The 12,882-nt window shown below is 47.9% G+C and carries 12 protein-coding genes; all 12 read right to left on the bottom strand.

The window, feature by feature from the left end:
• Positions 1–7: 7 nt before the first annotated feature.
• Positions 8–244 (bottom strand): hypothetical protein, encoded by a 237-nt coding sequence (locus ACNQFG_RS03410; protein WP_423406001.1) that lies wholly within the window; start codon positions 242–244, stop codon positions 8–10.
• Positions 234–1,424: an RNA-directed DNA polymerase gene (locus ACNQFG_RS03405; RefSeq protein WP_423406000.1), complete on the bottom strand. Its 1,191-nt coding sequence runs from the start codon at positions 1,422–1,424 to the stop codon at positions 234–236. The genes ACNQFG_RS03410 and ACNQFG_RS03405 overlap by 11 nt, the downstream gene beginning before the upstream one ends.
• 428 nt (positions 1,425–1,852) lie before the next feature.
• Complete coding sequence (locus tag ACNQFG_RS03400; protein WP_423405999.1) at positions 1,853–3,679, bottom strand: phage tail protein; 1,827 nt, start codon at positions 3,677–3,679, stop codon at positions 1,853–1,855.
• 30 nt (positions 3,680–3,709) lie between these two features.
• A complete protein-coding gene (locus ACNQFG_RS03395) occupies positions 3,710–4,411 on the bottom strand; it encodes a putative phage tail protein (RefSeq protein WP_423405998.1) in 702 nt (233 codons plus the stop codon).
• On the bottom strand, positions 4,408–5,631 hold the full coding sequence (locus ACNQFG_RS03390; protein WP_423405997.1) for a baseplate J/gp47 family protein: 1,224 nt from the start codon (positions 5,629–5,631) through the stop codon (positions 4,408–4,410). The genes ACNQFG_RS03395 and ACNQFG_RS03390 overlap by 4 nt, the downstream gene beginning before the upstream one ends.
• Entirely contained in the window at positions 5,631–5,963 is a 333-nt protein-coding gene (locus ACNQFG_RS03385) for a DUF2634 domain-containing protein (protein WP_423405996.1), read from the bottom strand. Before ACNQFG_RS03385 ends, ACNQFG_RS03390 begins: the two co-directional genes overlap by 1 nt.
• Positions 5,964–6,031: 68 nt before the next feature.
• Complete coding sequence (locus tag ACNQFG_RS03380) at positions 6,032–6,463, bottom strand: DUF2577 domain-containing protein (protein WP_423405995.1); 432 nt, start codon at positions 6,461–6,463, stop codon at positions 6,032–6,034.
• Positions 6,456–7,436 carry an XkdQ/YqbQ family protein gene (locus ACNQFG_RS03375; RefSeq protein ID WP_423405994.1) on the bottom strand — a complete coding sequence of 327 codons (981 nt, stop codon included), beginning with the start codon at positions 7,434–7,436 and terminating at the stop codon, positions 6,456–6,458. Before ACNQFG_RS03375 ends, ACNQFG_RS03380 begins: the two co-directional genes overlap by 8 nt.
• Positions 7,437–7,450: 14 nt before the next feature.
• Complete coding sequence (locus ACNQFG_RS03370) at positions 7,451–8,131, bottom strand: LysM peptidoglycan-binding domain-containing protein (RefSeq protein WP_423405993.1); 681 nt, start codon at positions 8,129–8,131, stop codon at positions 7,451–7,453.
• A complete protein-coding gene (locus ACNQFG_RS03365; RefSeq protein WP_423405992.1) occupies positions 8,131–11,658 on the bottom strand; it encodes a tape measure protein in 3,528 nt (1,175 codons plus the stop codon). Before ACNQFG_RS03365 ends, ACNQFG_RS03370 begins: the two co-directional genes overlap by 1 nt.
• 194 nt (positions 11,659–11,852) lie before the next feature.
• Positions 11,853–12,263 carry a phage tail assembly chaperone gene (locus tag ACNQFG_RS03360; RefSeq protein WP_423405991.1) on the bottom strand — a complete coding sequence of 137 codons (411 nt, stop codon included), beginning with the start codon at positions 12,261–12,263 and terminating at the stop codon, positions 11,853–11,855.
• Positions 12,264–12,390: 127 nt separating this feature from the next.
• Positions 12,391–12,870: a phage tail tube protein gene (locus tag ACNQFG_RS03355; RefSeq protein ID WP_423405990.1), complete on the bottom strand. Its 480-nt coding sequence runs from the start codon at positions 12,868–12,870 to the stop codon at positions 12,391–12,393.
• Positions 12,871–12,882: the final 12 nt, after the last annotated feature.

Genomic DNA, 12,882 nt, shown 5'->3' with positions numbered 1-12,882 from the left:
TTCTGCATTACGCCATCAGTTCATAGACTTCACACAGGGCAAGCTGGGTGTCCGTGATCTGGGTTTCCAGGGACGTGTTCTTGTTATCCAGCAGCTTGATATACTCGTCCTTGTCGTACTGGATCAGATCGTATTCGTAACCGCTGAACCCCGGCTGTTCGTTCGTACCGGCTTCAGTGACCGGCTTGATGTTGGATGCAACCCAGACGCTGAAGTCATCAATTTCAACGGCTTTAGGCTGCACACAACTTCTGACAGTTCCATGATTTTTCATTGTTTTTTCCACCTTTCTTGACGTGTATTTTATAATAGCTGTCCGCATACGGAAGCAGCGGATCAATATACTTTTCACTAAGACGGTTGCTGTCACAGTATTTCAACCAGCCTTGATAGGAATTGATTGAACACCATTCTGAATAGTTCATTTCCTGACCGGCTTCCACCTTGATTCTGATTGCAGTCATCTTCTGCTTCATCTGTTCAGCAGTGGATTTCCTCAGAAGTGTGTAGTGTCTAAATATCCGATAGCCGACAAAATCAACACCACGGATGAACGTGGGGAAGATCTGATAGTTGTCTTTGATCCTCAGATTCAGTTCAGTGTTCAGGTAGTTCCCCATGATAGCAAGGATTCTGTGAAGTTCTTCTTTGCTGTCTGCAAAGACACAGATGTCATCCATGTATCTGTAATAGTGCTTGACATGGACAACTTCTTTCATGAAATGGTCAAAGTCTGACAGGTAGAAGTTCCCATCATACTGTGAAAAATAGTTGCCTATTGGAATGCCGACATCTTCAATGAACTGTTCACCGTTGATGGTGATCACATTGACCGGCTTTCCTCTTGAGATGTAGAACGCAATATTTTCATCTGTTGCAGGACAGGTGCTGATGCTGTCAATGATTTCATCAATCAGTTCCAGAAGGAACGGATCCTTGTATTTCTTCCTGTACTTTGCTTTCAGGATGTCGTGGTCAATACTTGGATAGAACTTCCGGCAGTCGATTTTGCAGCAGTAGGTCATTTCATCCGGCACGGTGTCAACTGCATTTCTCAGTTTTCTGAATGCTGCATGAATGCCCTTGTTTGGTATGGCTGAATAAGTATCATCCGTGAAGTATGACAGCAGCTGTGGTTCAATGACCTGAAGGATTGCCCATTGTGCGATCCGATCAGGGAAGAATGGTAGCTTGTAGATTTCACGGACTTTCTTTCCTTCCTTACGGAAGAAGGTTTCATATTCAGAAGTGTGATAGTTGTGGGTCAGCATCATTTCCTGAAGCAATCCCAGGTAATACCACGGATTCTTTTCTATTTCCTTTACTTCTTTGTACCAACCTTTTCCTTTCTTGGCATTCTTGTATGCTCGGAACAGGTTTTCCATTGATACGATCTTTTCAAACAAATGTCCATAGCGTTTCACATCATTACCTTTGTATGCACTAAAGCCGATTCTTCAACCTGCCTGTTTGGGCAGTTTACCAAAACAGCCTATTGAATTTTTGAATGTTTTGCCAAGTGGCACGGTGAAAGGATTGCAGTTCAAAAAAACGGATATAGCCGAACTATATCCACGATAAAAAGAGACACCCACCTGAAGATGTTCCCACAGGTGGGTGTTTTTAGTGCATGTACTGACTGCCTGGAGATATTACGATTCCGATTACCTGCCGAATTATTCAGATTCAGATAAAAGACACTGGTATTCGTGCCATTATTCCAATTCGTGCCTGATTTAGCAACGTGCTAAATGGTTTTTTTTGGTTTTTGCACGATGTACCATTATCCTTCACGGTCTTTGATCTAATTCGTAAGCTAAATTCTTTCACCTAAGTCTTGGGTTATGCTGTTTTAGGCAGCATCGTCAAGTTCCTTCTTGCGGGAAGGGATATACACCGACCGCCCGGAGATACCACGACTCCGACCACCCGCCGAACTACTCAGACCCAGAGAAAAGACACCGGCATCCGCGCCATAACTCCAACTCGCGCCCGACCTAGCAACGCGCCAACCAGGATTGACGTTCTGAACACAGTCACCAACAGGGACGGAACTGTTGCCCTTTCCTTCCACACCGACAAACAGCCAGTCATAGGCTTCAGAATAGCCGAATGCGCTGATGTAAGACCAGGTGACATAAGGAACACGGATGCCGGTGTCCTCATACGGTGCAGCACCGGTGTCATCAGCAAAGCCGTGATCAGCTGCGTACAGGACACCAACCTGACCGTCATCAGCAGCAAAGGTGGAAGGGTTCTTGATGTTCAGACCATCTTCCCACTTCCAGATGTTGCCCCACAGGTTTTCTTCACCACGATAGGACACCACGTTGTAGCCGTTGGCATTGGTGACAGCACCGGACGCATTGCCCAGGTTTACGGTTGCACCGGTCAGTTCAGAGTAGTTGACACCATCTTCCAGCCAAGGCTTATTGGTGACACCTGCACCAATGTTGTTCTGACTGTTGAAGTTGCCATATTCGATCAGCATCAGAAGCTGAGTGCCAGCCAGAACAGCTGCATACTGCTGTTCCCAACCATGACCACGGTTCTGGGCAAGTTTGCGGGTGTTGGCACGGGTCAGGTTCTGGGTCTTGCCGGATGCAGGCTGTGCATTGGCAATGCTGGAAAGCATGTCATTGGCAAAGTCTGCAACCTGGGCATCATCCATGATGTAGGCAGCAGCGGACTTGTCCCACAGGCAACCTTCATAAGCGGACTTGTAGATGTAGTCATTTTCCTTGCCATTGCAGATGAACTGCGGATGCACCTTGAAGCCAGCCTTGGGGGTATCAGAAATGTAGTAGCGGACTTTGCGGGTTTTCCAACCCTGATCAGCAGTGTCAGAAGTGCGTTCCAGCACCATGGGAACCACTTTGTAGTAGAATTTCGGCTGTTCCACCATGACCTGCACCTTGGTTCCCACCGGGTAGGTGGTATCACCCACGGTTGCAGCCTGGGTCAGAACACCGGAAGAACTGAATGCCGGATCACCCTGATAGGCAACCACAACACCGTCATCCGTCAGGTTGCAGCGTTTTCTGCCACCCATTGCACGAACCTTGTCGAACGGCTCACCACCAGCCATGCCCACAGCACCAGCAAGGCGGGTGAACTTCTTGTTGGCAAAGTCCACTTCCACGCCGTAAATGTCACCGTCCGTGTAGCCCACATAGGCACGAAGGTCAGCAATTTCAGCTTCCATTGCGCTGATGTCCTCAACAGTTGCGTATGCGCCGGAATAGACAGCCAGGTTCACGTTGTCACTGTTGCCCACGGTGGTGTAAAGCTGGATGTATGCGCTGGATACAGTAACACCGTTATATGCAGGCATATAGCACAGACCGGAAGTTTCCACACACACAGCATACAGGATTTCACCCAGATCCGGGTCTTTTGCATACAGACCCAGGCAGCGGAGATAATAGCCAGCGGTCAGCTTTTCATTGGTGAATGCCGTTTCCACACGGACGCTGGTGTTGTTGGAAATAGTCACCTTGGTGACATTGTTGGTCTGCTGCACATTTTCCAGGGCAGTCAGGGCTTCCAGTGCGCTTTCTGCATACACCTTGGAAGAAGTGCTGACCTTGGTGAACTGAATGTTGGTTGCACCTGCCATGATCTTTGCAACCAATGCCTGACCACGCTTGGTCAAATAAAGTTTAGAAAATTCAGCCATTTCAAAATTCCTTTCTTTGATAGATGGTTTTTATATTTTAATGACATCAGTGTAAGTGACACCGGATGCAGCATTTGCATCACCACTAATCACAGATTTTTCATTAAAATCATGTGTGATCCGAACCTTTGCGGTGTCCGAAGGATAACCAACAAACGAAAATGCCGGATCTGCTTTCAGTGTTCCGCACCAGTCATGGGTCAGAATCAGATCAACGTGGGTGGTCAACCGTCCGCTGAAGAAGATGCTGTTGTTCGCCTTGACTGGAATTTCATTCCTGGAATTGATGACCAGGTTCATGGGCAGGATCCCCTGAAACAGATTGTTCAGTTCATCCACTTGACCCACGTTTTCCAGCTGAGTGACCACAGACAGTTCATAGTTCTTGCGGAAGTTTCCGCTGACCACATAGGGGGTATCACCACACAGAACCTTCAGCTTCTGAATGAAGGTTCTGATGGTGTAGGGAATCAGGTTCACCCATTGGACTTGCACCCTGGATCTTCTGGATTCAAGGTTGTCATCCTCTGTGGGTCTGATGCCCAGGATCTTTTCATATCTGCTGATGCCGTATTCATTTGCAGTGGAAATGAAATGATTGTACAGGATTCCATTTGCTGCATCCCACACAAGCAGAAATTCAGGATCTTCAGCAGCCAGTGCTGCAACCTGTTCCCTATAATTCTGCAAGTATGGTGGAAGGTAGGACACCAGATCAACCTGTCTGATCATACGCTCACACCCCCAAACGTGGGGATCTGATACTTGGTCAACGTCAGATTGCTGGTGCTGCCGTTGATGGTTGTTCCGTCAATGTCAACCACCCCTTCCAGTGCAAGGATGGTTGATTCCAACTGTGCCACACGAACCACCGTGTAGTCATTGGATTCCCACGACTTCCGCAAAGTCAAAAGGTAGTTGGACACAGCGTCCTGAATGGTGGACTTCATGTCTGCCCAGGAATAGCCGGTGTTGAAGGAAATATTGGTTTTGACCTGCACCGTAACCGGTTCAACACTGTGAACAGTGACAACGTGTCCAATGGGTGCAAGACCATAACCTTCACCGGCATTTTCTTCAGGATCCAGCGTCTGCTGCACCGTGTCTACCAGACCACCAGGGGAAGTGCTGGCTTCACCGTAGTCACTGGCATTGGTAATGGTGATCAACACCGTCCCACCCACGGTCAGCAGCTTCTGAAGTGCTGCTGTATAAACAGCGGTCAGCCACTTGTTCACGTCATCAGGAAGGGATTTCTGTTCATTGAACCAAGACTGAACAGATTCACTGGGAATCATTTCAGCCGGTTTGATGTTTCCATTCCATACCCTTTCTAATTTGACACCACCAACACCCTGGATGCTGTGAACTTTGTTCAGATAGTCTGAGCGATTGCCACCAAAGGCAAATTCACCGAAGCTGTCAAAATAGCGTTTTCTGAGAACTTCAGTATCTTCTTCATTCTCACCAGGAACCAACACTTCTGTCAGTGTGGCGGTTTCCAGTCCCTGAATGTATTCCATAGGGATCATAGTTCCCATGTGCCGGTTTCCAATTTCACCAGGGGTTTCACACTGCACCCGGTAGGTTCCGGCAGCTTCATCAATCGCACCGATGACCACATAGTTCAGATCATCAATGTTGAATCGCTGTCCAATCAAAGCGTTTGCGCTGATGGTGGTTGGTGTGAAATGCGCCTGAAGAACTGCATTACTTGCCGGTTTTGGTGTGATGCCACGATCCTTGCACAGAAGGATCAGAAATTCCCTTGCAGCTGTGTCACCATAGCCGTTGTTGATCAGTGCATCCAGTTCAATGTACAGGTTCTGAAGTTCAATAGCGGTTGGGGAATGCGTGTCCCAGATGACGCTTCCTTCACGCTTGTCCAGGGTGTCAGGAACCCTGGCAAGCATTCGATCCAGTATCACATCATAAGTTGTGCTTTCATACATTAGAAGTTCACCGTCCTTTCTGATTGCACATCCCCGAAGATGGTGTGAACCACAAAACACACATGAACAACACCCTTCTGGGACAGATCGAAGTCAAAATCAGTCACACTGTCAATCCGGTCATCCCATGTCAGTGCTTCTGTGATCCTTCTTTCCAACTCAGGGCAGACCCAGGAAACAGGTTCACCATATAAGTCCATGGTTTCAATGCCGTAGTTCCAGGAATACATTGGGTAGACATACCGTTCAGTATTCAGGATCTTGAACACCGCCTGTTTCATAGCGTCCAGTTCATCTGTGAACCCTCTTGTGGTGTTACCTTCCAGGTTCATTTTATAGGTTCTGCTTGGTTGTCTTTGAAGTTCCAGATCTGTGGTCAGGAACCCACTTGTGGACGGAATCATGATGTTCCAATCCTATCCAGGACAACAAACTTCTGACCACCAGCTTGCCGAACAAGAATGACCTGATCACCGACAACCAAGCTATTGTGAATAGTGATGATCAGCTTTTCCTTGTTGATTTTGTGCTTGTGGGTATGGGTTTCAGAAGTACCGTTTCCTGTAAAAGTATCGTGAATAACGTGGTTGTGGGTATGCTCCACGGTTTCCCATCCGTCAGACTGAAGCATGGAAATTTTAGTCTTGAAGTCCGTGACATTCCGGGAAAGAACCAGCTGTGCAGCACCCAGTTCCATCTTCTGTTCCACGTTGATCTTCAATGGTGAAACAGATGTAACCTTTCCAAACATGATGTTGGAAGGTTTTGCAGCAAGGACTGCATCCAGTGCAGTCCGCTTCAACAGTTTTACCAGTTCAGTTGCATCAGGCAACAAATTCACCCCCTCTTAATGTCAGGGTCATCCAGTGTTCAGATTCCTTGTAGGTGTGAATACACTTTTCCACCAACATGAAGTTCTTGACGGACATATCCCCCAGGGCAAGATTCACCACGATCAAAGATCCAGCACGGACACGGTTGTCACCAAAGGCGTTCTGAATCTTTAGGTTGCGGGTCTTTTTGTTGTACAGTTTCAACAGGGCATCTGCTTTTGCTTGACCGTTTTCACCTTTTTGCAACGTGTCGAAGTATTGCAAGATGCCCCACTTGTTCATATTTTCACCAGATTGGGCTATATAGACTTCTCTGGTTCCGGTTTTCTCATTATCATAGGTCAGTTTTACCTTGTTGTAGGTTTGACTGTCTATGGATGACTTATAATCAAAGTTTTCACCGGTTTCTTCATCTATCATCAGATAGTTGTCACCCTCACCAACACGCATCTTGTCCAAGGACTTCAGTGTCAGTTTTCCGAAGTTGTCAAACAGGACAAACATGTTGCCGGTGTTGGTCAATGTCAGATCCAGTGCGTTCCCGATCATGTCAAACAGGGAAGAATTTTCTTCCACTCTGGATGCAATCACATAGCCTGTATCTTCCATGTCACCAACATTCAGCCGGTAGTCAGCAGCCAACATCTGAATGAACTGTGTTGCTGTTTTGCCCTCATAGACCTTTGTGTCCTTGTTATTCAAGTATCGCAACTGATCATAAGCGGTGACTGTGATGATCTGGTCTTTCTGTCTGGACTTTGTAAAAACAAAGCCATAAAACACTTCATCTCCATCCACCTTCAGCCGGACAGCTGAACCTTCAGTGAAGTCCAGAATGTCATCCTTCAGGACTTTGAAGGTCAGTTTGCCCGGTGTCCCGGCTCTCTGGGTAGTCCATTCAATCCCTTCTTCAACAGCTGGTTGATAGACTTTGGAACCAGATTCATTTGCAACCAAAAGTTCAACATTCATGGTCATCCCCCCCCTTATCCTGTCGGGATAGTCAAGACCTGACCAGGATAGATCAAATTGGGGTTGCCACCAATGACACCCTTGTTTGCATTGTAGATGGTGGTGTATTTTGCACCAGATCCATAAAACTTTCTTGCAATAGCCCACAGACAATCACCCTTTTTTACGGTGTATGTCTGATTGGATGTAGGTGCAGGGGCAGATTCCGCTGCCCTGGGTGCTTCAGGTGCAGCAGTTGTTTTTTCCTGCTGAACACTGACCTTGACAGTCTTTGTTCCGTAGTTTCTCCATTGCTTCAGCTTGATCTTGACCATGCAGTCAAAACCTTCATCCGCACTTTCTTCAATCGTGTAACTTTCCAAGGATACCTTCATGTTGGTGTTGAAGATACCCTTGCCGTTTGGAAAGGATCGTGTGACGATAAACTGAAACGGTAACTTTGACACCTTTAGGATTTTGAAATAGCTTAGAAAATAGGAAGCACCCACAAAACCGAACTTATAGACTCCAAACGGATATTTCACATTCGGGATCATACAAGTAAATTCAATGTCTGTCAGACCTGCTTTCTTCAGGATGTTGATTTCACCTTCATCAATCAGGTTGACGGTCTTGTTGTTACCATTGATTTTGATGGTCAGCTTGTCGGGTGTGACCGGCAGCAGACACTTCTTCAGATAGAACATATATGCCATCAGTCATGCACCCCCTCTGTAATTTCATCCACAGCTTCATTCACAGCGGAAGTCAGACCATCCACCACACCATCCAGATCCATATCAGAATTGATGGTGTTGTTGTTCGTCTGTTCAATGTGAATTTCAGCCGTAGTATAACGGTTGATAGCTTCTTGTTCTGCAATATCACGCAAATACTTCAGATCTTCCTGGGTGATGTCCAGGGAATCCTTGATTGCGCCTGTTTTTCCAGCAATATCATTGACACCATTACCAATTCCAGAATTGGCAATAGCATCACTGAAGCCGGACACATAGTCATCCACCTTGGGAATGTTTGTCTTGCCGAAAATGTCGGACAGGCTAAAGTCTGCCACCTTGTCAGCAATCCCATCACCCCACGCTGCACCAGCCTTGAAAGCATCCGATGCCCAACCACTCTGAAAAGAATCAAAGGTGCTGAACCCTTCACTGAATGCTGCGCTGATGGACTGGTATTCCTCTTTGTTTCCAGCTGCTTCAGTTGCCTTTGCAGCATAGCTGTCAGCAGCAGCGGAAATGCCGGAATAGTCAAATTCCACAAACGGCAGCTTGTTCAGGGCTGCACAGATGCCCTCTATGACAGACAGGGCTGTGGATAACAGGTTATAGAACCAGGACTGCACATTGCTGATTGCATTGTGGAATGCAACCATCATGTTGGAAGCCAGTGCTGCGATTGCAGTCCCAATTCCAAGGGCAATGTTCGCCACGGTCAGACCCAGATTTCTGAAGAACTGGATCACAACATTGATGCCACCGGTCATGACACCAAAACCGGAAGTTGCAATTCCGGTCATCTTTGCTATTGCGTTGCAGACAGCAAAAATAATGGCAATCAGGGCAATGATCATCATGATGACCCACACGATGGGGCAAGCGTACAGTGCGCCGTTGTAGCCCATCTGTGCAGCCGTTGCTGCCATGGTGGAACCGGTCAGTGCAGCTGTGATGCCGATCTTGGCAGACATAGCCACAGCATGGATTGCAGTTGCTGCTGCGGATGCAATTTCCATGCCTTTGACAACTGCCAGGTATGCAGCATAGACAGCCAGCGCACCAACTACACCGTAAACAATCGGACTGATCATAGACCAGTTGTCAGCAATGAAGCTGCCCACATTTCCGATCAATCCGAAGATTTCAAGGACAATGTTTGCCAGGGTTGCCATTGCTTCAATAGCACCGCTGACAAAAGACTGGAACGCTTCACTGTTTGCAATTTCATTCAGCCGTTGAAGAACCGGCTGGAATGCAATGATTGCGGTATTCTGCATGGATTGCCAGATCTGACCCCATGTCATGGGCATAGATTCAAACTTGCTGTTGATGTCATCAGCTGCTGCAAAGATTGCAGCCTTGACCACATCAGCGGACAGTTCACCATCTGCTGCCATTTCACGGATCTGACCAATAGGCACATCCAGATAGTCAGCAATGTTCTGGATCAGGTTCGGTGCTTGCTCAAAGATGCTGTTCAGTTCGTCACCACGAAGCACACCAGAACCCAAAGCCTGGGACAGCTGAAGTTCAGCGTTCGCTGCTTCCTGGGTGGATGCACCTGCAATGGTCATCTGTTTCTGAATCAGGTCTGCAAAGGCAACGACTTCTTCAGAAGAACTAAAAGCGTCCTTTGCGTTGTTGCCGAATCGGGCAACAACATCAGCCATGTCAGAAAAAGAACCTCTTGCGTCCTGGGCTGCTGCATAGACCATGTTGACCAGTTCAGCGGTAGACTGAACACCATCATTCATCATGTCCAGGCGAGATGTGGTCAGGGTCAGCTGGTCAGACATATCCAATGCCTTACCAATAGACTGCACACTGATATAGGCTGCAACCGCACCCTTGATGGTGTCCATCAGCTTGTCAGCCTGGGACACACCTTCCTGGATGCTCTGGTTGAACTGCCCCTGTTCGTTCGTGTTGTCACGGATGAACCGTTCAGTGTTTCCAACCGTCTGGGACAGCTGCAAATAAGCAGCGTTTGCTGCACTGACATCCATGCTGTCCAGTGCAGTGTTTAGGTCATTCTGGGCATGAATAGCAGCGTCCAACTGGGATCTGATCTGTTCAAGTCCTGCATTGGCTTCATCCGTGCCAAAATTCAGCCGGTTGTTCTGGATCTGCTGAAGTTTCTGCGTTACCCACTCCAACCGCTGACCAAGGCTTGTGATGTCCTGTGCAGCACCATCAGGCAGAACGTCCATGCCGGATGCTGTTTGTTCAATGTTGCGCTGGGTTTGGTTCAGTGTGTTCAGTTCAGCATTTGCAGACTGAACTTCTGCATTGAACCGTTCAATCCCGGTAGAAGTAAAAACTTCAAGATCACCCTGCCATTCCACCGGGACGGTGACAGGGGGCTGGTTGGGATCAACCAACGGATCAGGAACATCCGGCTGAACAGGTACATGGACAGGGGGAACATCTGCCTGGGGGACTTCCACAGGTGGAACGTCCACAGACGGTGCTGTCATCCCCTGAAGCTGTTCATCCAGTTCCTTCTGTGCTTGTAGTGTCTGGTTGATGGACGTGTTCAGACGGTCAATCTGAAGGATGACCGCTTCTGCATCCAGATCCAGCGGGTTGTTCTGCATAAAATCCAAAGCAGCTTGCATCTGCTGGATTTCAGTGTTGACTTTACCAATCTTGGATTGTACGTCATCCGGCAGGACATTCACTTCAGCACTCTGGCTGTTGATCCGTTCCTGTATGGACACAATCTGTTGCAGTGCAGCACCTGCAAGATTGATTAAATTCGTGTATTGCTCAACCCCGGACAAGTCAGGTTCCGGGATCTGGGGTTCAGGGATTTCAATGTCAGGTTCAGCTGTCACCACAGGGGTGACAGGGACTGTGATGGGATCAGGAACATCAATTTCAGGCTGTTCCGTCACCTCTGCCATAACCGGCACGGTCAATCCATCAGGGACTGCAATGTCCGGCTGACTTTCAACCACCGGTGTGACAGGCACAGTCACTTCTTCCGGGACATCCAGTTGGGGCTGTTCAGCAACAATCGGTGTGACCGGAACGGTAATATCATCATAGATGATGGGTTCTTGTTCACTTACTTCAGGTGTGACCGGAACAGTGATGCTGTTCGGCACATCAATGGTGGGTTGCTCCACCACAGGGGTGACAGGGACTGTCACAGGGGACTGAGTGCTGATGTCCGCATCCACGGCAGGGGGTGGATTAGCAAGCTGCTGTGGGGGTACTTCCTGCCTGACTGGGGCTTCCACAGATCTGGGAACAGCGGGCTGATCCAGATTGATCACCGGTGCATGGATGTCCTGCAATGCTTCAGCCAGTTCCCTGGCAGCAGCGGTTGCAGAATCAATGTCACTGGCTGCGCTTGCTATTGCGGAAGTATCAACACCGGCATCCATGGTGTGCTGCATCTGTTCCATTCCGCTGACCGCTTCAGAAACAGATGTCATGATACCATCAAGCACAGGACTGAAATTGTCCTGAAGTTCGATGCCTGTTCTGATACTTGACATGAATTATTTTCCTTTCTTTTTGGCTTTACGCTGAAGTTCCTTTTCCTTCTTCTTGTCATTCTCTGCCTTGATGTCAATAGCAGCTATGACAAAGGCTTTTTCAGCTTCTTCCATAGCCAAAAACTGTGACGGTAAAATGTGCAACTTATGCAAACAGTAGTAGGCATAGGTTGCTTCAGCATCACCGTCATTTATCAGTTTTTTGCTTCACCCACCTTATCTTCCAGGGTCTTGGTGAAACCCTGGAACTTCTGAACCCAGACGCACAGATCCTGGTATTCACCAGCATCATCCACCAGGGCAAACAGCAGATCTTCAGTGGTCTTGACACCATAGCTGTCCTGAAGATCCGCATCATACAGATCCGGGCAGACGGTGGATGCAACGATCATCTGGGTCAGGTACTTGGAAGTGTTCAGCTTGGGACGGTACATGTTCGGCTTGCCGGTGATCTGAACATCCACCGTGCAGCCCTCACGCATCTGTTCATTCTGCTTGGAAGTGATGTGCTTGAACTCCCAGGGGATGGGGCTGCCCTTCTCATCCAGCAGGGATGCAGTAGGTGCGTAGAACTCATTGGTTTTGACTACCTTGTTAGGCTTCATAAATCTTGCGAATTTAGACATTTTTGATTCATCCTTTCAAGTTATTCAAGCACAAAGAAAACACCATTATATGGGCTTATATGAAGCTATATAATGGTGTTTATGTACTTGTTAGGTTGTTGGTTGCTTAGAAACCATCCAGTTCAGTGAAACCTTCCGGGATGCTGAAGTCATCAAACGTGCCTTCAATCGGTTCATCCAGGGATTCACCGTCTGCGTCTGCATCGAACTTGGACAGGACACCACCGTCAGTCAGACAGTCATAGAAGATCACAGTCTGACGCTTGGCATCAGAAGCCGGGTCATCATTGGTGATCTGAACTTCAAAGTAGGTGTCAACACCGGTGTTCTTGAAGTCAGCCATCAGCTGACGCATGACAGTAGTGTTGTAGTGCATGGTTCCGCTGAAGGTTCCTTCCATGCCGTAGGACTTATGACCAGCCATGACAGCACCCAGGCGGGAAACCTTACCCTTGGTCTTGTCAATGGTGAACTCCACATTAATCATCTGCATGAAGTTGTAGCGTCTGCCATTGATGGTCACATAGCATTCAGCCAGACGTGCAGAAATTGCATCCTTGGCTTTCATGATGGTAACATTACCCATGATTTACTTACC

Source organism: Faecalibacterium prausnitzii, from assembly GCF_049532945.1.
In the GTDB taxonomy this organism is placed as follows: domain Bacteria; phylum Bacillota; class Clostridia; order Oscillospirales; family Ruminococcaceae; genus Faecalibacterium; species Faecalibacterium prausnitzii_N.
Note: the sequence above shows the minus strand (reverse complement) of the source record. Positions and strands in the feature narration are given on the sequence as shown.